This is a genomic window from Bradyrhizobium sp. Rc2d (assembly GCF_900099855.1).
GTDB lineage: Bacteria > Pseudomonadota > Alphaproteobacteria > Rhizobiales > Xanthobacteraceae > Bradyrhizobium.
This window is the reverse complement of the sequence record NZ_FNCU01000031.1, coordinates 70809-92760: the sequence shown is the minus strand read 5'-3', so window position 1 is coordinate 92760 and position 21952 is coordinate 70809. Positions and strand designations below refer to the sequence as shown.

At 63.6% G+C, this 21952-nt stretch carries 24 protein-coding genes; 10 read left to right on the top strand and 14 right to left on the bottom strand.

What is annotated here, in order from left to right:
* Positions 1 to 330: 330 nt before the first annotated feature.
* The gene (locus BLV07_RS30585; protein ID WP_091893396.1) at positions 331 to 669 is read left to right on the top strand and encodes a P-II family nitrogen regulator; all 339 of its coding nucleotides are present in this window, start codon (positions 331 to 333) and stop codon (positions 667 to 669) included.
* A gap of 151 nt (positions 670 to 820) precedes the next feature.
* Positions 821 to 2230 carry a type I glutamate--ammonia ligase gene (glnA, locus tag BLV07_RS30580; RefSeq protein WP_091893354.1) on the top strand — a complete coding sequence of 470 codons (1410 nt, stop codon included), beginning with the start codon at positions 821 to 823 and terminating at the stop codon, positions 2228 to 2230.
* A 106-nt stretch (positions 2231 to 2336) separates the two neighbouring features.
* Here the strand turns inward: glnA and BLV07_RS30575 are convergent, their stop codons facing one another.
* From BLV07_RS30575 to BLV07_RS30555, 5 genes are all read right to left on the bottom strand, one after another.
* The gene (locus tag BLV07_RS30575) at positions 2337 to 2864 is read right to left on the bottom strand and encodes an REP-associated tyrosine transposase (RefSeq protein WP_091893352.1); all 528 of its coding nucleotides are present in this window, start codon (positions 2862 to 2864) and stop codon (positions 2337 to 2339) included.
* Positions 2865 to 3156: 292 nt separating this feature from the next.
* Entirely contained in the window at positions 3157 to 4296 is a 1140-nt protein-coding gene (locus BLV07_RS30570) for an asparaginase (RefSeq protein WP_091893350.1), read from the bottom strand.
* Between the two features lie 82 nt (positions 4297 to 4378).
* Positions 4379 to 5140 (bottom strand): slipin family protein, encoded by a 762-nt coding sequence (locus tag BLV07_RS30565; protein WP_091893348.1) that lies wholly within the window; start codon positions 5138 to 5140, stop codon positions 4379 to 4381.
* Positions 5137 to 6519: an NfeD family protein gene (locus tag BLV07_RS30560; protein ID WP_091893394.1), complete on the bottom strand. Its 1383-nt coding sequence runs from the start codon at positions 6517 to 6519 to the stop codon at positions 5137 to 5139. The genes BLV07_RS30565 and BLV07_RS30560 overlap by 4 nt, the downstream gene beginning before the upstream one ends.
* A 179-nt stretch (positions 6520 to 6698) precedes the next feature.
* Entirely contained in the window at positions 6699 to 6953 is a 255-nt protein-coding gene (locus tag BLV07_RS30555) for a tautomerase family protein (RefSeq protein WP_091893346.1), read from the bottom strand.
* A 149-nt stretch (positions 6954 to 7102) separates the two neighbouring features.
* Between BLV07_RS30555 and BLV07_RS30550 the strand changes: the two genes are divergently transcribed.
* The gene (locus BLV07_RS30550; RefSeq protein ID WP_091893344.1) at positions 7103 to 8080 is read left to right on the top strand and encodes a GlxA family transcriptional regulator; all 978 of its coding nucleotides are present in this window, start codon (positions 7103 to 7105) and stop codon (positions 8078 to 8080) included.
* Between the two features lie 827 nt (positions 8081 to 8907).
* On the opposite strand, the gene BLV07_RS30545 is transcribed toward BLV07_RS30550, so the two are convergent.
* Positions 8908 to 9681 (bottom strand): gamma-glutamyl-gamma-aminobutyrate hydrolase family protein, encoded by a 774-nt coding sequence (locus BLV07_RS30545; protein ID WP_091893342.1) that lies wholly within the window; start codon positions 9679 to 9681, stop codon positions 8908 to 8910.
* 260 nt (positions 9682 to 9941) lie between these two features.
* Here BLV07_RS30545 and BLV07_RS30540 point away from each other — a divergent pair, with 260 nt between their 5' ends.
* The gene (locus BLV07_RS30540; RefSeq protein ID WP_091893340.1) at positions 9942 to 11081 is read left to right on the top strand and encodes an AI-2E family transporter; all 1140 of its coding nucleotides are present in this window, start codon (positions 9942 to 9944) and stop codon (positions 11079 to 11081) included.
* Between the two features lie 7 nt (positions 11082 to 11088).
* Here the strand turns inward: BLV07_RS30540 and BLV07_RS30535 are convergent, their stop codons facing one another.
* The 6 genes from BLV07_RS30535 to BLV07_RS30510 all read right to left on the bottom strand — a co-directional run bounded on the left by BLV07_RS30535 (position 11089) and on the right by BLV07_RS30510 (position 14778).
* On the bottom strand, positions 11089 to 11385 hold the full coding sequence (locus tag BLV07_RS30535) for an antibiotic biosynthesis monooxygenase family protein (RefSeq protein WP_091893338.1): 297 nt from the start codon (positions 11383 to 11385) through the stop codon (positions 11089 to 11091).
* A 116-nt stretch (positions 11386 to 11501) separates the two neighbouring features.
* Positions 11502 to 11738 carry a hypothetical protein gene (locus tag BLV07_RS30530; protein ID WP_091893392.1) on the bottom strand — a complete coding sequence of 79 codons (237 nt, stop codon included), beginning with the start codon at positions 11736 to 11738 and terminating at the stop codon, positions 11502 to 11504.
* Positions 11739 to 11797: 59 nt separating this feature from the next.
* Complete coding sequence (locus tag BLV07_RS30525; protein ID WP_091893336.1) at positions 11798 to 13018, bottom strand: GGDEF domain-containing protein; 1221 nt, start codon at positions 13016 to 13018, stop codon at positions 11798 to 11800.
* Positions 13019 to 13247: 229 nt separating this feature from the next.
* On the bottom strand, positions 13248 to 13727 hold the full coding sequence (rpsI, locus tag BLV07_RS30520; protein WP_018642439.1) for a 30S ribosomal protein S9: 480 nt from the start codon (positions 13725 to 13727) through the stop codon (positions 13248 to 13250).
* Position 13728: 1 nt separating this feature from the next.
* On the bottom strand, positions 13729 to 14193 hold the full coding sequence (rplM, locus tag BLV07_RS30515; RefSeq protein WP_018642440.1) for a 50S ribosomal protein L13: 465 nt from the start codon (positions 14191 to 14193) through the stop codon (positions 13729 to 13731).
* Positions 14194 to 14349: 156 nt separating this feature from the next.
* Positions 14350 to 14778, bottom strand: coding sequence for a PaaI family thioesterase (locus BLV07_RS30510; RefSeq protein WP_091893334.1), 429 nt, complete (start codon positions 14776 to 14778; stop codon positions 14350 to 14352).
* 85 nt (positions 14779 to 14863) lie between these two features.
* Here BLV07_RS30510 and BLV07_RS30505 point away from each other — a divergent pair, with 85 nt between their 5' ends.
* From BLV07_RS30505 to BLV07_RS30490, 4 genes are all read left to right on the top strand, one after another.
* On the top strand, positions 14864 to 15688 hold the full coding sequence (locus BLV07_RS30505; protein WP_176945864.1) for an enoyl-CoA hydratase: 825 nt from the start codon (positions 14864 to 14866) through the stop codon (positions 15686 to 15688).
* A gap of 19 nt (positions 15689 to 15707) precedes the next feature.
* Positions 15708 to 16292: a CoA-binding protein gene (locus tag BLV07_RS30500; RefSeq protein WP_091893390.1), complete on the top strand. Its 585-nt coding sequence runs from the start codon at positions 15708 to 15710 to the stop codon at positions 16290 to 16292.
* Positions 16293 to 16431: 139 nt separating this feature from the next.
* Positions 16432 to 17712 (top strand): O-acetylhomoserine aminocarboxypropyltransferase, encoded by a 1281-nt coding sequence (locus BLV07_RS30495; protein WP_091893330.1) that lies wholly within the window; start codon positions 16432 to 16434, stop codon positions 17710 to 17712.
* A 120-nt stretch (positions 17713 to 17832) separates the two neighbouring features.
* Positions 17833 to 18177, top strand: coding sequence for a hypothetical protein (locus BLV07_RS30490; RefSeq protein WP_091893388.1), 345 nt, complete (start codon positions 17833 to 17835; stop codon positions 18175 to 18177).
* On the opposite strand, the gene BLV07_RS30485 is transcribed toward BLV07_RS30490, so the two are convergent.
* Complete coding sequence (locus tag BLV07_RS30485; RefSeq protein ID WP_091893328.1) at positions 18178 to 19260, bottom strand: COX15/CtaA family protein; 1083 nt, start codon at positions 19258 to 19260, stop codon at positions 18178 to 18180.
* A gap of 93 nt (positions 19261 to 19353) precedes the next feature.
* On the opposite strand from BLV07_RS30485, the gene BLV07_RS30480 reads away from it, so the two are divergent.
* Positions 19354 to 19575 carry a DUF2842 domain-containing protein gene (locus tag BLV07_RS30480; RefSeq protein ID WP_027529931.1) on the top strand — a complete coding sequence of 74 codons (222 nt, stop codon included), beginning with the start codon at positions 19354 to 19356 and terminating at the stop codon, positions 19573 to 19575.
* 3 nt (positions 19576 to 19578) lie between these two features.
* On the opposite strand, the gene BLV07_RS30475 is transcribed toward BLV07_RS30480, so the two are convergent.
* A complete protein-coding gene (locus tag BLV07_RS30475; protein WP_091893326.1) occupies positions 19579 to 20622 on the bottom strand; it encodes a polysaccharide deacetylase family protein in 1044 nt (347 codons plus the stop codon).
* A gap of 126 nt (positions 20623 to 20748) precedes the next feature.
* On the opposite strand from BLV07_RS30475, the gene BLV07_RS30470 reads away from it, so the two are divergent.
* Positions 20749 to 21930, top strand: coding sequence for a GNAT family N-acetyltransferase (locus BLV07_RS30470; RefSeq protein ID WP_091893324.1), 1182 nt, complete (start codon positions 20749 to 20751; stop codon positions 21928 to 21930).
* Positions 21931 to 21952 lie beyond the last annotated feature (22 nt).

Below are 21952 nucleotides of genomic sequence, written 5' to 3'. Positions count from 1 at the left end.
CATCCCACGGAACAACGATCTGCACATATATTGAACCGTTTGCCTATTTCGTAGTCTGCGGTATTTTGGGCCAGTCGGCGCCACCTATCAGATTGTGCTCGTTAAAAGGCTGATAACGCTCCAATAATCAGGGCATTTGCAACTTGGCATAGACCCTGCTTTCGAGGAAGCCGCTTCGGTTTGTCGTGCTCACTGGCATTCATCAGGGTGTGGCCGGCCGTTGTTGCCGGGCTGGTCAGGCATCCCGGCATAGCGAAGACAAGATCGTGCGTGACAAAGCGCATCCTGACGAAGACGTTGCTATTTGATCGAGAGGCCGGGAGGCGCGCAGTGAAGAAAATCGAAGCCATCATCAAGCCATTCAAGCTCGACGAGGTGAAGGAAGCGCTTCAGGAAGTCGGCCTTCAGGGCATCACCGTCACCGAGGCCAAGGGCTTTGGCCGGCAGAAGGGTCACGCCGAACTCTACCGCGGCGCAGAATACATCGTCGACTTCCTGCCCAAGGTGAAGATCGAGATCGTGATCGGCGACGATCTGGTCGAGCGCGCCATCGAGGCGATCCGCCGCGCCGCGCAGACCGGGCGCATCGGGGACGGCAAGATATTCGTCTCCAACGTCGAAGAGGCGATCCGCATCCGAACCGGCGAATCCGGGCTGGACGCTATCTGAGCCGGGTGCTATCCCGCATTTTGCGACACTCTGACAGGAAATAAGGCTGCTTCGGCGGCCTGATTTCGTTTGTGCGGTCGCGCCAAACTCGCCCAAGCGAGAATAATCTTGCTCATCTGGAAACCGACCCGCAGAGCCAAAAGGGGTATGCATGAAGACCGCCAAAGACGTCCTGAAATCGATCAAGGACAACGACGTCAAATACGTCGACCTGCGCTTCACCGATCCGCGCGGCAAGTGGCAGCATGTGACGTTCGACGTCAGCATGATCGATGAGGACATTTTCGCCGAAGGGACGATGTTCGACGGCTCCTCGATCGCCGGCTGGAAGGCGATCAACGAGTCCGACATGTGCCTGATGCCCGATCCGGTGACTGCGACGATCGATCCGTTCTTCGCCGAGACCACGATGGTCATCACCTGCGACGTGCTCGAGCCGACCACCGGCGAGCCCTACAACCGCGACCCCCGCGGCATCGCCAAGAAGGCGGAGGCGATGGTGAAGTCGATGGGCGTAGGCGACACCGTCTTCGTCGGCCCCGAGGCCGAGTTCTTCGTGTTCGACGACGTGCGCTTCTCCTCGACCCCCTACAACACCGGTTTCCGCCTCGACTCCTCGGAGCTGCCGACCAACTCCGACACTGAATATGAAGGCGGCAATCTCGGCCACCGCGTCCGCACCAAGGGCGGCTACTTCCCGGTTCCGCCGCAGGACTCCGTGCAGGACATGCGCTCGGAGATGCTCGGGGCCATGGCCAAGATGGGCGTCAAGGTCGAGAAGCATCACCACGAGGTCGCCTCCGCCCAGCACGAGCTCGGCATGAAGTTCGACACGCTGACGCTGATGGCCGACCACCTCCAGATCTACAAATACTGCACCCACCAGGTCGCGCACATCTACGGCAAGACCGCCACCTTCATGCCGAAGCCGGTCTACGGCGACAACGGTTCGGGCATGCACGTGCACCAGTCGATCTGGAAGGAAGGCAAGCCGGTGTTCGCCGGCAACAAATACGCCGACCTGTCGGAGACATGCCTCCACTACATCGGCGGCATCATCAAGCATGCCAAGGCGATCAACGCCTTCACCAATCCCTCGACCAACTCCTACAAGCGTCTGGTCCCGGGCTATGAGGCCCCCGTGCTGCTCGCCTACTCCGCGCGCAACCGCTCGGCCTCCTGCCGCATCCCCTACACCGCTTCGCCGAAGGCCAAGCGTGTCGAGGTGCGCTTCCCCGATCCGCTCGCCAACCCCTATCTCGGCTTCGCCGCGATGCTGATGGCCGGCCTCGACGGCATCAAGAACAAGATCGATCCGGGTCCGGCGATGGACAAGGATCTCTACGATCTGCCGAAGGAAGAGCTGAAGCAGATCCCGACGGTGTGCGGCAGCTTGCGTGAAGCCCTCGAGAATCTCGACCAGGACCGCGCCTTCCTCAAGGCCGGCGGCGTGTTCGACGACGATTTCATCGATGCCTATATCGAGCTGAAGATGACCGAAGTCGAGCGCTTCGAGATGACCCCGCACCCGATCGAGTTCGACATGTACTATTCGGGCTGATCGGCTCGAACAGAATACGACAAGCAAAAGGCGCTCCGAAAGGAGCGCCTTTTCGTTTCGGGAGTTGTCGGAATTCGTAGGATGGGTTGAGCCCTTGCGAAACCCATCATTTGTCCCGTCGTCTTTCACCGTATTCGTGGGTGTCCTCGGAATGATCGCCCGCCCAGTCCACCGGATAGTTTCCAAGTTTCACATGGTGATGAAACGAGGACAATGCCCAGTCGCGCACCCGCGGAACGAGCCCATGCTTGACGGGATTGATGTGGACGTAGTCGACATGCCGAACGAAGTCGTCTTCATCGCGAATGGTGTGCTCCCAATAGCGGCGCTGCCAGATGCCGCGCTCGCCCTTTGCGGCGCGGCTCGAGGATATCCGCTCGCCGCGCGCGACGCCGCGGGAGAAGGCGGATTTGATCAGTCGCCAGCGTGTTGCAAAATCGGCGTCGCCCTCGGGCAGCGTCCATACCGCATGGAGATGATCTGGTAGCACAACGACGGCATCCATCGTGAATGGATGACGCTGGCGTGTTTCGCGAAACGCCGCGCGTAGTACGTCAACATGATCTGTCAGCAAAGAACGCCTCCGCTCCGCCAGATTGACGGTGAAGAAGAAGCTGCCCCCATAACCCGTCATAATGGAATGTGATTAGAGAAGGAAGCGATGGGTTTCGCAAGGGCTCAACCCATCCTACAGGCTGATCGGCTCGAACAGAATACGACAAGCAAAAGGCGCTCCGAAAGGAGCGCCTTTTCGTTTGGGCCGTTGGGTCTGTAGGGTGGGTTAGCTGGCGGCTGCGAAGCGCAGTCCGCTGGCGTAACCCACCATGCTTCAGCAAATACGGAACGAAATTGGTGGGTTACGCCTAGCGATTTGCGCTTCGCGCAACCCGCTAAGCTAACCCACCCTACAAGATACGAGCCAGCCGCTACCAAGTCGCGGTGAAAGCCTTCTGCAATTCGGCCGGCGCCGTCACACCGCTCGCGATCAGCAATTGGGTGAGAACGCGCGCCTTCTGGGGATTGAGGTCCTCGGACACGACGAACCCATTCTTGTCGTCATCGACCTCGACGTTTCGGGTGACGAAGCCGGAGCGGACCCGCGTCGAACGGACGACGATGACGCCCTTCTTCGCCGCCGCTTCAAGCGCTTCGAGGGCGGGCTTGGACGTATTGCCGTCGCCGACGCCGGCGAGCACGATGCCCTTGGCGCCGTGCGAGATGGCATCCTCGATCGGAACGGCGTCCATGTTGGCGTGAGAGTAGACGATCGCGACGCGCGGCAATTGCTCCCCTGCCGGCAGCTGATAGGTGGCGCGCTTGAGGCCGGCGGCCTGGGTCATGAAACGGATGCCGCCGGCGGTGTCGACATAACCGATCGGCCCGTCATTGGACGTATTGAACGTCTCGATGCTCGTGGTGTTGGTCTTGGTGACCGAGCGGGCGCCCTGAATCTTGTCGTTCAGCACCGCCATGACGCCCCGCCCGCGCGAGCGCGGATCGGCGGCCACCTGCACGGCCTCGTAGAGATTGCCGGGGCCGTCCGCGCTCACCGCCGTGGCCGGCCGCATCGAGCCGACGATCACCACGGGCTTGTCGCCGCGCACCACGTTGTCGAGAAAGAATGCGGTCTCCTCCAGCGTATCGGTGCCATGGGTGATGACGACGCCATCGGCTTCATTCTTGTCGAAGGCCTCCTGGATGCGGCGGGCCAGCGCAAACCAGACCTTGTCGTTCATGTCCTGGGATCCGATCGACGAAATCTGCTCGGCGTTCAGCTTCGCCAGCTTGTCCAGGCCCGGCACTGACTGCATCAGCTGCTCGCCCGTGATCTGGCCGGATTTGTACGCGCCCGTCGCGCGCGGGTCGGCCTGGCCCGCGATGGTGCCGCCCGTCGCCAGCACGAGAATGCGGGGCAGATTGGCGGCAGGGGTATCCTTACCGGGCTCTGCGGCCTGCGCCGCTCCGCCGATCGGCCACGAACAAAGTGCGAAGGCGACCAGCGGAACGGCAAGCATGAATGTCCGGCGTTGGCAGCGGCTTGGTGGGCTAACGGCGTGCTTGGTCATCGAATGTTGCTCCCGTTTAAGTAGGCATCAACATTCGACACGCCCATTTAGGCCGAAGATGGGTCATCTTCGCCGCTTACGGCTACGGGTTGTTAGGCCGCGGCATCAAATGGTCGAGCAAGCCCATCGGTAGCGGAAACACGACGGTCGACGACCTTTCACCGGCGATGTCGTGCAGAGCCGCGAAATAACGCAGCTGCATGGCCTGAGGCTCCTGCGCGAGGATCCGGCCGGCTTCGACGAGCTTTTCGGCGGCCTGCTGCTCGCCCATCGCATTGATCACCTTGGCCCGCCGCAAGCGCTCGGCCTCAGCCTGTTTGGCAATGGCGCGAACCATGGTTTCGTTGATATCGACGTCCTTGATCTCTATGCCGGTGACCTTGATGCCCCAGACGTCGGTCTGCTTGTCGAGGATCTCCTGGATGTCGGCGTTCAACCTGTCGCGCTCGGCAAGCATCTCGTCGAGCTCGTGCTTGCCGAGCACCGAACGCAACGTGGTCTGGGCGAGCTGGCTGGTCGCCGCCATGAAATCGCCGACCTTGATGATGGCGCGCTCGGGGTCGACGATGCGGAAGTACAGAACGGCGTTGACCTTGACGGACACGTTGTCCCGCGAGATCACGTCCTGCGGCGGCACGACCTGCACCATCACCCGTAGATCGACCTTGACGAGTTGCTGCACGACCGGAATGAGGAGGATGAGGCCCGGGCCCTTCACGCCGGTAAAGCGGCCGAGCGTAAAGACGACGCCGCGCTCATATTCGCGCAGGATTCGAATGGCCTGGGACAGAAATATGACGACTAGCAGCGCGAGCGCCGCATAGGTCAGATATTCCAGCATCATGATGTACCTCCCTCACCGGTCCTCGCCGGTGCGCGCCGTATCAGCAGCGTCAGGTCGACGACGCTGGCAACTTCGACCGTCTCTCCGGGCTCGAACGTGTCGGCGCCGCGCGCCTGCCAGCGTTCACCATGGGCGAACACATGACCCTCGTTCCCGTTCCAGTCGAGAATTTCGGCGGACAAGCCTCGCATGGCCTGCGCGCCGACCCGTTCAGGAGCCTTGGCGGCCCGCCGAAGCGAACCAAGCACGACCAGTGCAAAGCCGACGAACACAGCTGTAGTGATGCCGATCACCCACCACGACAGCTGGTAGCCGGGCGCCTCGACCCTGAACAGCATCAGCGCACCCAGCACGAAAGCGATGATCCCTCCGAGACCGATCACCACTGTTGGATTGAAGGCTTCGACGGTGAGAAGCACGAGTCCGACCAGCATCAGGGCGAGGCCGGCATAGTTGATCGGCAGCAAATTGAGCGCGTAGAGGCCGATCAGCAGGCAGATCGCGCCGACGACTCCGGGAGCGACGGCTCCGGGAGACATGAACTCGAAGATCAGACCGTAGATGCCGACCATCAGGAGAATGAACGCCACGTTCGGATCGGTGATGACCGCCAGGAAGCGGGATATCCGTCCCGGCTCGATGGCTTCGACGACCGCATCCTTCGTCGCGAGGCGTTGCGTCTTGCCGCCTGCAACCTCCACCACACGGCCATCGAGCTGCCGCAGCAATTCAGCCTGGTCCCGCGCGACGAGATCGATGGCATGGGCCTCTAGCGCGCCGTTGGCAGAGAGAGTGGCGGCCTCACGGACCGCCTTCTCCGCCCAGTCCGCATTGCGGCTGCGCAGTTCGGCGAGGCTGCGGATAAAGGCAACGGCGTCGTTCGTGGCCTTCGCCGTCATCGCGTCCTTCGGCTCATCCTTCTTGTCTTTGCCATCCTTGTCGGGTGCACCGCTCGGCAGGCCCGGCAGCGGTCCGCCAATCTGGACCGGCGTCGCCGCACCGATATTGGTGCCTGGTGCCATCGCCGCGATATGGGTCGCATAAAGGATATAGGTCCCGGCACTCGCCGCGTGGGCGCCGGAGGGAGCGACGTAGCCGATGACGGGGATGGGCGAGGCGAGCACATCCGCGATGATCTCGCGCATGCTCGAATTGAGACCGCCGGGCGTGTTCATTCTCAGAAGCACGATCTCGGCGCGCCGTTCGCTCGCCTTGGCCAAAGCCTCCCGCACATAGCTGGCTGACGCAGGGCCAATGGCCCCGTCGATCGAAACAATCAGTGCAAGGCGGCTGCTCTCCTCCGCTGAGCTGGGAAGGAGGCAGCAGATCAATGCCACGACGGTGATCGCCGCAACGAGGGCCGCCTTCATGGTTTGCACGGCAAGGGCTCCCTTACAGAGCATATGGTGTTCCCCTTGTGAACCTCAATGCTGCGCATGGAGACCAACGTTGCGATTGTGCAACGCAATGCAAATGGCCAGTAGGATGGCGATGTGATCGGTTGAGCAGAGGCAGTGGCGGACCTGCCTACGGCTGATCCGCCCCGCGCCAGGCGCTGCTAGCGTGCCACCCTCACGCCGTCCGCGCCGATCGGTCCGAACGTGCTCGCGATGATCTCGCTCGTCGGCTGCATGCCGCCGAGCGACCAGTGCGAGGGCTCGTGCTCCTCGATCCTCACCCAGACGTTGCGGCGGAAATCGGGGTTGCCCTGCCCTTCGACCTCGACCAGGAGGTCGGTGACGCGTTCGAGCAGCGTCTTCTTCTGCACAGCGTCCAGGATGCCGCGGACGGTGGAAATGGTGACGTAAGGCATGTCTTTCTCCAATCATGTCGTGTGACGACGGCGGCAGATTGGACCGGACACTGGCGGCCAGGCAGTGGCGGATAAGACAGAGATCGGGCAATTTCCGCCACGCACCCGCACGCCGATCGGATAGGATCGTCGCATCGCCCGGAGGTCCTATGAAGCTCGCAATTCTGGCGCTGGAAGGCTGCATGCATTCGGCGATCGCCGGCGTCGCCGACGTCCTGTCGCTCGCCAACCACGTGATGCAGCAGAGCGGAGCAAAATCCCGGTTCGCCTGCCAGACGCTCTCGCTCGATGGCAAGGCGGTGCGCGCCGGCGGCGGCCAGTTGGTTTCGGTCGATGGCGCGACCACGAGCCGCGGCAGCTTCGACGCGATCATCGTCCCCGGCAATCTCGTCGACCACGTCACGGCCGCGCGCCTGCAACCGCAATATGCCCGCGCCGGCGCCTGGCTCCGGCAGCAGCACGCAAATGGCCGGCTGATCGGTGCATTTTGCAGCGGCGTATTTCTGCTGGCCGGCGCCGGCCTGCTCGACAACCGCCGCGCCACCATCACCTGGTGGCTGCAAAACGAGCTGCGGCAACGCCATCCCGCGATCGACCTCGCCCCGGACGCCGTCATCACCTGCGCGGACCGCCTCGTCTGCGCGGCCGGACCGATGTCGTGGGTCGACCTCCTGCTCAGACTGATCGAGATGGTCGACGGCAAGGAGATCGCAAAGTTGTGCGCCGATTACGTCGTCATCGACACCGCGCAGCGCAGCCAGTCGATCTTCATGCCCGTCGGTTACCTGCTGTCGCAGGATCCGCTGCTGACCAGGGCCGACCTGCTGGTTCGGCGCGCGGGCAAGCGTCCGATGACGGTCAAGCGCCTCGCCGACGCACTCGGCCTCAGCGAGCGCACGCTGAACCGGAAGTTTCAGGAGCTCACGCACGAGCCGCCGCGGGCCTTCATCACGCGCCGCCGCGTCGAGCACGCGCGCACGCTGCTGGAGACGACGGCGCAGCCGGTCAAGACCATCGCGCGGGCGGCCGGCTACGAGGACGAAAGCAGCTTTCGCAAGGCATTCCGCAAGCTGACCCTGATGTCGCCGCAGGCCTACCGCACCCGGCGGATGGAGCGGACGGTGTGAGGCTGACACCAGACGACCAACTGAGCGCGTCTACGATTCAACCGCACTGGAAAGATGAACTTTGCACCTCACCGCCAGCTTTCGTTCTGCATCTGACTCCACTTCGTTCTCAAAGAACAAATCAGAGCCGCAAAAATCGGAGCGGACCAATTCCTACTGATTGGTTTATGCCGCCCGAGATTTGGAAGGCGCATGGGCGAAACACGGGCCGCCCATCTTTGCCGCGCCCTCAATTGGGATCGCATTCATCGTGTGGGAGCGGCAGGCGGACGGAAAAGCCAGTCCACGTTCCATTGCAGAGGAGCAGATCGAAGCCGACAACCCGTTGGCGCGCGGGCGAGCGTCGGTTTGCTCGGCCCGGCACCTGCAAGTGTCCTTTCCGTCGCAAGATGGAATGGGCCCGGAACAGAAGCAGCAATCCCTGCAACAATGGGCTCGCCCAACGATGTCGCTGCAATCGTGATTGTCACCACCGATATGACGACTACGAACACATCAGTCACGATGCGCTTCGAAAAGTACTTCGTCATGAGTTGAGCCCTCACAACCGAATTAAGCTACGTGGGGCAGTTACAATCTAGTTCTATGAAAATGGTGGTACGCACGAGCGCTCACCGCGCACGGCGGTCCATCCCCTCTATAGGCCCGCAGCCATCGATGGTGTAGCAGCCATGCAGACCTAATGGGCTCGTTCCGGCAGATCGAATTGATCGGCTCATCAGCGCACATGCCTAGCATGAGCTCGATGAATTGAATTCGTCGGACCCGTTGGCTCGCAATGACGGCGTGCCGAGAGTCGGCCCCCAAAGCCTCGACGTGTGCTTAGCCTACGCCACCGCCTTCTGCCGCGCCACGAGCGCTTCGCCAAAGGCCTCGAACAGCTTGCGGTTGATCGGATTGTGCTGCGGATCGTATTCGGCGTGCCATTGCACGCCGAGCGCGAAGGTCGGGGCTTCGGCGATGCGGATCGCCTCGATGGTGCCATCCTCGGCGACGCCTTCGATCAGCACACGTTTGCCGGGCTCCAGGATGCCCTGGCCGTGCAGCGAATTGACCCGGATCTTCTCGCACCCGAGGATCTTCGCGAACGCCCCGCCCGGCGTCAGGTCGACGTCGTGGCGGTCGGCGAACACCACGGTCGGATCGGGATGGATCTCGCCATTCTCGAGCCTGGGCATGCGGTGATTCATGCGGCCCGGGATTTCGCGGATCTCGGGGTGCAGCGAGCCGCCGAATGCGACGTTCATCTCCTGGAGGCCGCGGCAGATGCCGAACAGCGGGATGCCGCGGGCGACGCAGGCAACCGAGAGCGCCAGCGCAACCTCGTCGCGGTGGATGTCGTAGGGCTCGTGCTTCTCGCAGGGATCGACGTTGAAACGCGTCGGGTGCACGTTGGCCCGGGCGCCGGTGAGGATGACGCCGTCGACGGTATCGAGCAGCGCCCCGATATCGGTGATGTCGGGCGAGCCCGCGAACATCACCGGCAAGCCACCGGAGACCTCGGCCACGGCGCGCAGATTTCGCTCGCCGACCATCTGGACCTGAAATCGATTTTCGACGCGATGGGCATTCCCGATCACGCCGACGACCGGCTTTCTCATCTCCCGTTCCGACCTCCTCCGTAAGAAGATTCTCCAAACATGCCCTTGGGGTGGAACAAATTCAACAGAAGGGATCGCGGGACGGCAATGCTATTTTCGCGCAAATGCCCGGTCGGAGGGCGGCCGCGGCGCCGTTCACGCCGGTGGCGTTCGCCCGATGAGACCGTGGACAACGTCAAACCGGCGGTTTTCGACCGGCTTGATCCGAGGCGGAATTTCGCGAAAAAGTGCCTCCCCCGCAGCCGGCGAAAGGACCCGATGTGACCATCCCCGCAGATGAACGGCCCCGCCCTCGTGCCGATCTCGCCTGGGCGATCTCGGTCGGGGGCATCGGCGTTGTTCTGTTCACGGCAATGCTGGTCTTCACCTGGTATTTTGCCGCCACCTTGCTGCTGATCTTCACCGGCATGCTGCTCGGCCTCGGCCTCAATGCGCTGACGGGCGCGCTCGGCCGCCGCGTGCACCTGCCGCATCCCGTCCGGCTCGCGATCGTCTGCATCGCCCTCGCCCTGATGCTCGCGGGCGTCGCCTATCTCGGCGGTGCCACCATCGCCGAGCAGGCCTCGCTGCTGAGCAACACCATCAAGTCGCAGATCACCAACGTCCGGTCCTTCCTCGAAGGCCACGGCATCGACACCAGCTTCTTCGATCTCGGCAACGCGGCGCCTGACGCCACGGCGGCGACAACATCGGACTCGACGCCCTCACCAGCAGCGCCCCCGCGCGGTGCATTGCCCGGCGCCGGCGCGCTCGCCTCCAGCGGCGGGGCGATCGTGAGCCAGACCTTCAAGCTGCTGCTTGGCACCATCCACGGTGTCGGAAACATTTTTATCGTGCTGTTCCTGGGTCTCGCCTTCGCCGCCCAGCCCAGCGTCTATCACGACGGCCTGTTGTTCCTCGCGCCGGCCAGACATCGCACGCGCATCACCCTCATCATCGACCGCATCAGCGAGACGCTCGAGCGCTGGCTGATCGCGCAGATTACGGTCATGCTCGCGGTCGGCGCGGTGACCTGGATCGGCCTTGCCGTCATCGGCATCCCCGGCGCGTTCATCCTGGGAATCCAGGCAGGCCTGCTCGCCTTTGTCCCGACCGTCGGCGCCATCATCGCCGGGGTCATCGTGGTGCTGGCGAGCCTTGCGTCGGGCTGGATCGCGGCGCTGTCCGCGCTGCTGCTGTTCCTCGGCGTCCACGCCATGGAAAGCTACGTGCTGACGCCGATCCTCCAGCGCCAGGCCCTGGACATTCCGCCGGCCACGCTGTTCGCGTTCCAGATCCTGCTCGGCGTCGTGTTCGGAATCTGGGGCCTCGCGCTGGCGCTGCCACTGGTCGCCATCGCCAAGGTCATGATCGACCATTTCAAGACGTATGAGGCGCCGTCTCTGGCCGAGGCGGCCTGAGCCTGCTTCAGGTCGTCAGCACGGTCTCGGTGTGCTCGACCTCGGGGGGCGAAGCAAAATACTGCCCGACGAGGCCGCGCCATTCGGTGAAGTTTTCGGAGCCGCGGAAATCGACGGTGTGGCTCTCCAGTGTCGCCCACTTCACCATCAGCCGGTAGCGCTGCGGTTTCTCGATCGACTTGTGCAGTTCGAAGCCGTGAAAGCCCTTGGAGCGGCCGAAGGCGGCCTTGGCCTTGGCGACGGCCGCCTCAAAATCCTTTTCGCTGCCCGGCTTGACGTCGATTTGCGCGATCTCGGTGATCATCGGTTTCCACCCATTTCTGTTCGATGGGCGTGTCTACCGCAGACGGCGCAAAAGAAAAAGGCGCCGAAACGGCGCCTGGACGGCTGCAAAATGCAGGTCTCTTAAATGCAAGCCTCTCAGGCGAGCAGCAGCACGGTGCCCGCCACGATGAACGCGCAGCCGACGAACAGCACGAACGGCCAGTAGCTGCGGGCTTGGCCGTATCGTCCTTGCGCACGACGCTCCGTGATCAGCGCGCTCTCGTATTCGTCCGCCGTCGAGAACAGACAGGCGAAACCGCCGCGTGCCGAGGCAGCTTGGGCTTCGAGTGACATCAGGGCGGCCTGCGGGGTCTGTCGACGGATCGATTCCATGACCATGATGGTAGGGATCGAATGGTAAACAGAGGATTACCGCAAGGCCGCCTGTCGTCTCAGGCGGTAGCCGGACGCGCCTGCGGCGCACCGGGCCGCGCAGCGCTCTGGCGACGCCAGTTCTCCAGCGACAGCGGCAGCTCCTCCGCCGCCTCGACGCGGTTACGGCCGCCGCGCTTGGCCTGGTAGAGCGCGGTGTCGGCCGAAGCCAGCAGCACCTCGAGCTCGGTTCCGGCCGGACCGCCGGCGACGCCGATGCTGACGGTAGTATCGACCGGACCTTCATCGACCACGACGCCGGAGGTCTCGAACGCTTCGCGCACGCGCTCGGCGACCAGCACCCCCTCTTCCAGCGAGCACGGCAGCAAGGCCGCAAACTCCTCGCCGCCGATGCGGCCCGAGAGGTCGGAGATGCGCAAGTTGCTGACGACGACAGTCGAGAACAGTCTCAGCATCTCGTCGCCGGCGGGATGACCGAACCGATCGTTGATCGACTTGAAGTGGTCGATGTCGAAGATCATCACGGTCACCGGCCGCCCGGCCTTGGCCTCGCGCTCGATCACGCGGCTGCAGGCCTCGGAGAAACCGCGCCGGTTGAGCATGCCGGTCAGGGGATCAGTCGACGCGGCGGTCCGGTGCGCGGTCACCGTGCGCTCGGACACCAGCATGAAGATCACGAACACGGTGCCGACGGCATAGAGCACGAGCTCGACCGCGAACACGGTGACCCAGATGCTCGACGAGAAGCCGGCGTCGTGCGGGCGCAGGAAGCTGCCGAGCACGATCGGCAGCATCAACGCGCAGCCGTGCATCACCGGCATCAGGAAGGCTGGCCAGCGCCGTTGCAGGCTCTTGCGCCGCTCGGTCCAGAGCTCGCTCGCGGTCAGCGCCGCATAGACCGAGACGATGCCGGCGCCGATGATCATACGCAGCACGGACGCCTCGGCGTTGAGCAGCGTGACGGCAGCGACCCAGGCGAGCGCGCCGAGCACGAGGCCGGGCCAGTTCGGCTTGCGGCCATGGAAGACGCGCGCCGCATTCCACACCATGCCGCAGGCGACGAAGCCGACGGCATTTAACGCCAGATAGAGATGCGGCCCCAGCCTGTCGCCGGCCGCAGTCCAGAGCGCGACGGAGGCGGCACCGAGGAGATAGGCGGTGCCCCACCATTTCAGCGCGGGGCTGTTCTCCTGTCTGCCGAAAAACACCATCATGGCGCCGAGCAGTGCGGCAACCATGGTGGCGACCAAATAGAGCGTGATGCTATCGAGCGACATCATGTCGGCCCCCTCTAAAACATAGCAGTTACGCGATCGGCCCAGCCGATTTGCGCGCCCTTCCGAATGTGACGCTATGTCTCGCGGGTTCCATTCAGGTTTTCGCGTGGACCCAAGTTTTCGGGAAACACGTCATCAATTTGCGTACAAACGAACAACAAAAAGGGCGCTGAAAACAGCGCCCTTTTGCATCTCATTGGAGCCGCTTTCGCGGCGAATGTGATCGAAGCGATTAACGCTTCGAGAACTGGAAGGACCGGCGGGCCTTGGCCTTGCCGTACTTCTTACGCTCGACCACGCGGGAGTCGCGGGTCAGGAAGCCGCCCTTTTTGAGCACGCTGCGCAGCTCCGGCTCGAAATAGGTGAGCGCCTTGGAGATGCCGTGACGGACGGCGCCAGCCTGGCCGGATAGGCCACCGCCGGCGACCGTGCAGATCACGTCGTACTGGCCGGAACGCTGGGCCACGGAGAACGGCTGCTCGATCATCATGCGCAGCACGGGACGGGCGAAATAGACCTCGACCTCGCGCGAGTTGACGGTGACCTTGCCGGCGCCCGGCTTGATCCAGACACGGGCGACCGCGTCCTTGCGCTTGCCGGTGGCGTAGGCGCGGTTGAACTTGTCGACCTTCTTCTCGTGCTTGGGCGCCTCGGGCGCGGCCGCCGTCTTGAGCTGCGAGAGCTGGTCGAGCGACTGGATGGATTCGGCCATGTTATGCGGCCCTCGTGTTCTTGCGGTTCAACTTGGCGATGTCGATCTTCTCGGGCTGCTGCGCCTCGTGCGGATGATCGGCGCCGCCGTAGACACGCAGGTTGCCCATCTGCACGCGGCCGAGCGGACCACGCGGGATCATGCGCTCGACGGCCTTCTCGAGCACGCGCTCGGGATGACGGCCTTCGAGGATCTGGCGCGCGGTGCGCTCCTTGACGTGGCCGACGTAGCCGGTGTGCTTGTAGTAGGTCTTCTGCTCGCGCTTGCGGCCGGTGAGGACCGCATGCTGCGCGTTGATGATGATGACGTTGTCGCCGCAATCGACGTGCGGGGTGTAGGTCGGGAGGTGCTTGCCGCGGAGCCGCATGGCGACGATGGTGGCGAGACGGCCGACGACCAGACCCTTGGCGTCGATCAGCACCCACTTCTTCGTCACCTCGGCCGGCTTTGCCGAAAAGGTTTTCATGTCAGAATTTCCGTGAGGGAGACATCGGCGCGAACACCGCACCGGACTGGGCGGGTTTCTAGAGAAGAGAGGCGCAGCGGTCAATGCCCCAAGACGGAATTTATATTCGTAGAATCAATAACTTAAAAATATGGTTCTATATTACCTGCAAAAAGTTCAAATATTTGGAATGGAATAGGTCGAGGTGACATGGGCGATTGGGTCGGCTGATGTGCCCGACAGGAGATTCACCTCCCCCACTGCCAGGCGCTTGCCGAGCTTGAGCAGTCGGGCCTCGGCCAGCACGTCCTGCCCGGGCTGGCCCTTGCGCAGGAAGTTGATGTTGAGATTGGTCGTGACCGCGAGCCCGATCGGCCCGATTGCGGACAGCAGCACCATGTACATCGCGAAATCGGCCAGCGCCATGAGCGTCGGTCCGGACACGGTTCCACCCGGTCGCAGCATCCTTTCGCTGTAGCGCTGGCGCAAAAGGCAGGTCTGGCCATCGGCGCTTTCGATCGTGATGTCATCGCCGCTGAAGGCCTGGGGAAACTCGTCACGCAGAAACTGCTCGACCTCCGCCACGCTCATTTTCGCCAACGCCATGCTGTTCCCACCCTCGCTTCGCTTGCCCTGTTACATTAAGTTATCTGCATCATCCAATTGCAATAATCCAACTGGAAACGCTTCGATGTCCGCCCAGGCCGCCCGTGCCCCCTCCCCGCAACCGCCGATCCTGCTGCGCGAGATCGTCGGCAGCGTCGCCGTGCTCACGCTGAACCGACCAGCCGCGCGCAACAGCCTTTCGGAGGCGATGATCGGACAGCTGCATGCAAGCCTCAATGCGATCGCGGAAGACAAGCACATCCGTGCGGCCGTCATCGCAGCCAACGGCCCCGCTTTTTCCGCCGGCCACGACCTGAAGGAACTGACCGCGCGCCGCACCGATCCGGATCGCGGCCGGGCTTATTTTGCGCAGATCATGACGGCGTGCAGCGCCATGATGCAGGCGATTGTGCGCCTGCCCAAGCCCGTGGTCGCTGCAGTCCAAGGCATCGCCACCGCGGCGGGCTGCCAGCTCGTGGCAAGCTGCGATCTGGCGATCGCCTCGGAGGCGGCGAGCTTCGCCACCCCCGGCGTCGACATCGGCCTGTTCTGCTCGACACCGATGGTGGCGCTGTCGCGCAACGTGCCGCGCAAGCAGGCGATGGAGATGCTGCTGACGGGCGAGCCGATCCCGGCCGCGCGCGCCCGCGAGATCGGCCTCGTCAATCGCATCGTCCCCGCCGGCACCGAGCGCGAGGCCGCGATTGCGCTCGCACAGCAGGTCGCACTGAAATCTGCCTACACCGTCAAGCTCGGCAAGGAGGCATTCTATCGCCAGGCCGAGATGAGCCTTGCCGAGGCCTATCGCCATGCGGCAGAGGTGATGACCGAGAACATGATGGCGCGCGACGCCGAGGAAGGCATTGGCGCCTTCATCGCAAAGCGTACGCCGACATGGCGGGATGAATGACAACAAGAAAAGATATGAGATGAACCACGACGCCTATCCCGACAATTACATCCGCGGCATCCTCAACAGCGTGAAGTCGATCGCGATGGTCGGCGCCTCGCCGGTCAACGTGCGGCCGAGCTACTTTGCGTTCAAATATCTGGCGCAGCGCGGCTACGACATGATCCCGGTCAATCCCGGTCATGTCGGCAAGGAGCTGCTCGGAAAGCCCTTCGTCGCCTCGCTCTCAGACATCGGCCGTCCGATCGACATGATCGACATTTTTCGTAACTCCAGCCACATCATGCCTGTGGTCGAAGAGGCGCTCACGCTCGATCCACTGCCGAAGGTGATCTGGATGCAGCTTGGCGCGCGCGACGATGCTGCGGCGGCGAAGGCAGAGTCCGTCGGTATCAAGGTGGTGATGAACCGCTGTCCCAAGATCGAATACGGCCGCTTGTCGTCCGAGATCTCCTGGATGGGCGTGAATTCACGCACGCTCAGCTCCAAGCGCGCGCCGGTCCCGACGCAAGGCATGCGGCTATCCCTCAATCGGATGAGTGTCGGCGGTGGCGACACCGCGGCATCAGATCGCGCCGCCAAAAACAAGACTGAGCAAAGCTGACGCGATCGCGTAGGATTCATTTCGCGATCGCGACAATGCGTAGCACGATCGTTTTCGATGTGAAGCCGCAGCTTGACGGCGGACGCCGCGCCGATCAGCATGCCGCGCGATTTCAGACCAAGAGAACAGGACGCCCTCAATGAGCGATCGCCTTCCGGGATTTTCCACGCTCGCCGTGCATGCCGGTGCACAGCCCGACCCCACCACCGGTGCGCGCGCAACTCCGATTTATCAAACGACGTCCTTCGTCTTCAACGATGCCGACCACGCCGCCTCGCTGTTCGGTTTGCAGGCGTTCGGCAACATCTATACCCGCATCGGCAATCCCACCAACGCAGTGCTAGAGGAGCGTGTCGCTGCGCTCGAAGGCGGCACGGCGGCGCTCGCGGTGGCCTCGGGCCACGCCGCACAGGTCGTGGTGCTGCAGCAATTGCTCCAGCCCGGCGATGAATTCATCGCAGCGCGAAAGCTCTATGGCGGCTCGATCAACCAGTTCACGCACGCGTTCAAGAGCTTTGGCTGGAACGTGGTGTGGGCCGATCCCGATGACATCGCAAGCTTCGAGCGCGCGGTGACGCCGCGCACCAAGGCGATCTTCATCGAGTCCATCGCCAATCCGGCCGGCAGCATCACCGACATCGAGGCGATCTCGACGGTGGCGCGCAAGGCCGGCGTGCCGCTGATCGTCGACAACACGCTGGCCTCGCCCTATCTGATCCGCCCGATCGACCACGGCGCCGACATCGTCGTGCACTCGCTGACGAAATTCTTGGGCGGCCACGGCAATTCGCTCGGCGGCATCATCGTCGATTCCGGCACGTTCGACTGGTCCATAGGCGGCAAATATCCGATGCTGTCGGAGCCGCGGCCGGAATATCACGGCATCCGCCTCCAGGAGACCTTTGGCAATTTCGCCTTCGCGATCGCCTGCCGCGTGCTGGGCTTGCGCGACCTCGGGCCGGCGCTCTCCCCGTTCAACGCCTTCATGATCCTGACCGGCATCGAGACGCTGCCGCTGCGCATGCAGAAGCACTGCGACAACGCCAAGGCGGTCGCCGAATTCCTCGCCGGCCATCCGGCGGTGGCCTCGGTCAGCTATGCGGGCCTTCCGAGCGACAAGTACAATCAGCTCGCGCGCAAATACGCGCCGAGGGGCGCGGGCGCCGTGTTCACCTTCAGCCTCAAGGGAGGCTATGACGCCGGTGTTAGCCTGGTGTCGAAGTTGCAGCTGTTCTCGCATCTGGCAAACGTCGGCGACACCCGCTCGCTGGTGATCCACCCGGCCTCGACCACGCACAGCCAGCTCGACGACGCCGCCAAGGTCAAGTCCGGCGCCGGCCCCGACGTGGTGCGGCTCTCGATCGGCATCGAGGACAAGGAAGATCTGATCGCGGATCTGGAGCAGGCGCTGGGCGCTTAGTTCTTGTCATTCCGGGGCGGAGTGCAAAGCCGCCCTCGAATGACGGGCCTAGTTAACAGTCATTAACCACATCTGCCGCATACATCGTCTTTGGATCGCCCCTTTGATTCGGAGCCGACGATGCTGCGCTGGATGGTGCCTGCCCTTGCGGCGATGCTGACGGTTTCAACGGCGCTGGCTGCCGATCTGCCGGCCACGCCGAAGCGACGCGCCGCTGTTCCGCCGCAGGAAGCACCAAGAGCCTATGTCGAGACCGATCCGGATGCGCTGATCTCGCCGGCCTATGGCATCGGCAGTTACATCCGCAACCTGCCGGGCACCCCGCTCCTGCCCGGCGCGCACACGCTGCCGGGCTATTACGGTCGCCCCTGGGACTACGATTATCAGGGCTCGTATTACGGCGGGAAGCAGGTCGACTATTTCTGGCGCCTGCCTTACGCGTGCGGAGTCTACGGCTATTGTTGATCAGCTGGCCTGACCCAGCGGAACACCGCGCGGCCGCGCCTCAGTCAGCTGCCGCGAAGCCAGACGCTCCACCTGCATTACCGCAAGCGTCAACACCACGATCGCGACCGCCTGGTGCGCGAGCGCCAGTCCGATCGGAACCTGGGTGAGCAGCGTCAGGATGCCGAGCACCGCCTGCAGGCTCACCGCAGCAAGCAACCACAGCGCGCCGCTTGCCGCCGCACCTGCGCGTGAGCGCACCGCGTCGATCGCGTGCAGCGCCGCCAGCACGAACAGCGCATAGGCCGTCATGCGATGCTCGAACTGCACCGTCAGCACATTGTCGAACAGGTTGCGCCACCACGGCGTCTCGAACCACAGCCGATCCGCCGAGGGAATGAACGCACCGTCGATCTGCGGCCAGGTGTTGTAGGCACGCCCGGCCCGCAGACCCGCGACCAGCGCGCCGAAATAGATCTGCACGAAGGTCACAACGAGGAGCAGCGCGCTCGTGAACCTCAACCGCGGCGGCACGGCGATCTGCGGCCGCTCCTTGAGCCGCCGCACCGTCCAGACGATGCCGGCAAAGATCAGAAGCGCGAGCATCAAATGGGTCGCCAGCCGATATTGCGACACCTCGATGCGTTCCGACAGGCCCGAGGCCACCATCCACCAGCCGACCGCGCCCTGGAGGCCGCCGAGCGCGAACAGCAGCCACAGCCGCCGCTTCAGTTCACCCGGCAGCCCGCCGCGCCACAGGAAGAACAGGAACGGCAGCAGATAGGCAACGCCAATGAAACGGCCGAGCAACCGGTGGCTCCATTCCCACCAGAAGATCTCCTTGAACTCGGACAGGCTCATGCCCGCATTGAGCTCGCGATATTGCGGGATCCTCTTGTAGGCCTCGAACGCCTCGATCCACTGCGTCTCGGTGAGCGGCGGCACGCTGCCCGTAACAGGCTTCCATTCGACGATCGAGAGGCCGGATTCCGTCAACCGCGTCGCGCCGCCGACGAGCACCATCAGCGCGATCAGCGCGGCCACGGCGATCAGCCACACGCGCACGGCGCGATGCGGTTGGGACGGGGCGGAAATCGTCGTCATTGAGGGCAAAAACCAGGCTTGAACCGGACTGCGCGCTCCTTATAGTCCCCCGCTCCCGCAGCGCAAGTTACGCGAAAGCAGCAAGCTCCCGCCATGACGATCCGCACCCGCAAGTTCCTCGGCGCCATCCTGCTCCTGGTGCTGGCCACGGTCTGGGCTCTGCTCGGCATGGCACTGGCGCAGATGCCATGGATCGCCGAGTCCGGCTGGCGGCAGGCGATCTACTACGTGGTGGTTGGCATGGGTTGGGTGCTGCCGGCGATGCCGATCGTGAGCTGGATGCAGCGTCCCGATCGCGCCAAATCCAGCTCATAGCGCCTATCTCGTGGCGCTTCCCGTCGGTTTCACCGGCGCAAAGGCAACGCCTGACATCAGCACGCGCATCCTGCGCAGCGATTGGACCCGGCCGTCCCAGGAGATCCGCGGCAGCGCGCGCAAATTGGTGCGTCCCTCCGCATCTACGATACCAGGGATCGTCGACACGGCGCTGGCAAAGCCGGCCTCCTCCGCCATCACGACGTGGCTGCGCCGAAACGAAGATCGATCGCCGAACGGAAAGGCGAGATGCCTGATCTCGCGGCGGAAGGCCGCTTCCGCGACCGCCTTGCCCATCGTCATCTCGCGGAGCGCGGCCGCATCCTTCATGTTGGCGAGAACGGGATAGTTTACGGTCGCGCTGCCGATCGTGACGAGCGGATCGGCGGCGAGCTTGGTCAGGTCTTCCCAATCCATCGACGCTTCGCGCGAGAGCGCGGCGAGGTCTATTCGGTAGCGCGTGCAGAGATCGGCGATCGCCGCCGACAGATCCGCCGGCGGCAGCGAACGCAGCCAGCCCTCGAGATACGAAAACACCGCCTGCTTCTCGGCATTGTCAGTGATGGTGAAGCGCTGCTCCTTGTCGTCCATGATCAGGCTGATGCGGCTCTCGCGCGCGATCATCCGTTCGAGCCCGAGCCACCAGGCTTCGCCGACGCCATCGGGGAACGCGGTCGGCACATAGATCGTGAACGGCACAGCGTGGCGCGACAGCACCGGATAGGCGAAGTTGATGAGATCCTTAGTGGCGCCATCGAAGGTCAGTGCCACGAAGCGCCGTTTCTCCGGCAGCGTCACCGCGCGGCGGCAGACCTCGTCCATGCCAAGGAAATCGTACTTCCACTGCTTAAGCGCGCGAATGGCGCGATCGAGGAACTGCGGCGTGATCTCGTGCTGGCCTAGCGGCTGAAATCGGCCACGCCGCCGCGGCCGCACATGCGCGAAGCGCAGGATGGCGCCGGCACCACGGCTGCGCAGCGCAGCCTGACCGCTGAACCAAGCCAGCTCAAGCCGCAGACGCGCCGGCCATCTGTCGTCGGATGCCAAGGTCTACACCTCCCTCCGGCGCCTGTTCCCCCCGCCTATTATCATTACCCTTTGTTGACACTTCTTTGCAAAGGTCGGCCACGGGCCGAAATACGTATATTTTTGATTTCTCGACAGGTTTCGCGAATGACCATGGCTGCGGCGATGCAAAGCCGGACGGCAGAAGCGCCAGCGCGGTCGAAAACGAGCCGCATCGCCCAGGTCGACATCGTCACCGATCTCGGCGAGGCCGAGGCGGCCTGGCGCGCCTTCGAGGAGAGCGGCCACCTCTTCACGCCCTATCAGCGCTTTGACCTGCTCGCTCCCTGGCAGCAGCTGGTCGGCGAATGCGAGGGCGCCCGCGCCTTCATTGTGATCGCTCGCGACGCCGAGCACAGGCCGCTCCTGCTGCTGCCGTTGTCGCTGCGCCAAAGCCACGGCGTGCACACGGCCTGCTTCATGGGCGGCAAGCATACCACCTTCAACATGGGTCTGTGGAACGCCGAATTCGCGGCACAGGTCGTCCTCGCGGATCTCGATGCGCTGCTTGCGCCGCTGCGCGAGCATGTCGACGTCCTCTCGCTAACGCAGCAGCCCAAGCGCTGGAACGACCAGCAGAACCCGTTTGCGCTGCTGCCGCGGCAGAGCTCGGTCAACGGCTGCCCGTTGCTGGCGATGGAGCCGGCCGGCCCGCCCGCATCGCGGATCAGCAATTCCTTCCGCCGCCGTCTCAAGAGCAAGGAGAAGAAGCTCCAGGCCCTCGCCGGCTACCGCTACCACCTTGCGACCGAGGATGCGGACATCGTGCGCCTGCTCGACTGGTTCTTCCGCGTCAAGCCGGCGCGGATGGCGGAGCAGAAGCTGCCGAACGTCTTCGCCGAACCGGGCGTCGAACAGTTCATCCGCAGCGCCTGCCTTGCCCGGCGCGGAGATGGACGCGTGGTCGACATCCACGCGCTCGAATGCGACGAGGACGTGATCGCGATCTTCGCCGGCGTCGCCGACGGCCAGCGCCTCTCGATGATGTTCAACACCTACACGATGTCCGAGCACGCCCGCTACAGCCCGGGCCTGATCCTGATGCGCTACATCATCGACGCCTGCGCCGAGCGCGGTTATTGCTCGCTCGACCTCGGCATCGGCTCGGACGACTACAAGCGGATGTTCTGCAAGGACGACGAAGAGATTTTCGACAGCTTCGTCCCGTTGACCTCACGCGGAAAGCTCGCGGCGATGGCGATGTCCTCACTGAGCCGCGGTAAGCGAATGGTCAAGCAGAACCAGATGCTGTTCGATTTTGCGCGCAGGCTGCGGCAGGCGTTCGGGTAGCAATTCTCCGCTTGCGAGCTGC

Excerpts from the sequence above, each read along its gene's own strand:
- glnA (WP_091893354.1), top strand. The coding sequence starts at position 821 with ATGAAGACCGCCAAAGACGTCCTGAAATCGATCAAGGACAACGACGTC.
- BLV07_RS30575 (WP_091893352.1), bottom strand. The coding sequence starts at position 2,864 with ATGACGGGTTATGGGGGCAGCTTCTTCTTCACCGTCAATCTGGCGGAG.
- BLV07_RS30570 (WP_091893350.1), bottom strand. The coding sequence starts at position 4,296 with ATGACCAAGCACGCCGTTAGCCCACCAAGCCGCTGCCAACGCCGGACA.
- BLV07_RS30565 (WP_091893348.1), bottom strand. The coding sequence starts at position 5,140 with ATGATGCTGGAATATCTGACCTATGCGGCGCTCGCGCTGCTAGTCGTC.
- BLV07_RS30555 (WP_091893346.1), bottom strand. The coding sequence starts at position 6,953 with ATGCCTTACGTCACCATTTCCACCGTCCGCGGCATCCTGGACGCTGTG.
- BLV07_RS30550 (WP_091893344.1), top strand. The coding sequence starts at position 7,103 with ATGAAGCTCGCAATTCTGGCGCTGGAAGGCTGCATGCATTCGGCGATC.
- BLV07_RS30545 (WP_091893342.1), bottom strand. The coding sequence starts at position 9,681 with ATGAGAAAGCCGGTCGTCGGCGTGATCGGGAATGCCCATCGCGTCGAA.
- BLV07_RS30535 (WP_091893338.1), bottom strand. The coding sequence starts at position 11,385 with ATGATCACCGAGATCGCGCAAATCGACGTCAAGCCGGGCAGCGAAAAG.
- BLV07_RS30530 (WP_091893392.1), bottom strand. The coding sequence starts at position 11,738 with ATGGAATCGATCCGTCGACAGACCCCGCAGGCCGCCCTGATGTCACTC.
- BLV07_RS30525 (WP_091893336.1), bottom strand. The coding sequence starts at position 13,018 with ATGATGTCGCTCGATAGCATCACGCTCTATTTGGTCGCCACCATGGTT.
- rpsI (WP_018642439.1), bottom strand. The coding sequence starts at position 13,727 with ATGGCCGAATCCATCCAGTCGCTCGACCAGCTCTCGCAGCTCAAGACG.
- rplM (WP_018642440.1), bottom strand. The coding sequence starts at position 14,193 with ATGAAAACCTTTTCGGCAAAGCCGGCCGAGGTGACGAAGAAGTGGGTG.
- BLV07_RS30510 (WP_091893334.1), bottom strand. The coding sequence starts at position 14,778 with ATGGCGTTGGCGAAAATGAGCGTGGCGGAGGTCGAGCAGTTTCTGCGT.
- BLV07_RS30505 (WP_176945864.1), top strand. The coding sequence starts at position 14,864 with ATGTCCGCCCAGGCCGCCCGTGCCCCCTCCCCGCAACCGCCGATCCTG.
- BLV07_RS30500 (WP_091893390.1), top strand. The coding sequence starts at position 15,708 with ATGAACCACGACGCCTATCCCGACAATTACATCCGCGGCATCCTCAAC.
- BLV07_RS30495 (WP_091893330.1), top strand. The coding sequence starts at position 16,432 with ATGAGCGATCGCCTTCCGGGATTTTCCACGCTCGCCGTGCATGCCGGT.
- BLV07_RS30490 (WP_091893388.1), top strand. The coding sequence starts at position 17,833 with ATGCTGCGCTGGATGGTGCCTGCCCTTGCGGCGATGCTGACGGTTTCA.
- BLV07_RS30485 (WP_091893328.1), bottom strand. The coding sequence starts at position 19,260 with ATGACGACGATTTCCGCCCCGTCCCAACCGCATCGCGCCGTGCGCGTG.
- BLV07_RS30480 (WP_027529931.1), top strand. The coding sequence starts at position 19,354 with ATGACGATCCGCACCCGCAAGTTCCTCGGCGCCATCCTGCTCCTGGTG.
- BLV07_RS30470 (WP_091893324.1), top strand. The coding sequence starts at position 20,749 with ATGACCATGGCTGCGGCGATGCAAAGCCGGACGGCAGAAGCGCCAGCG.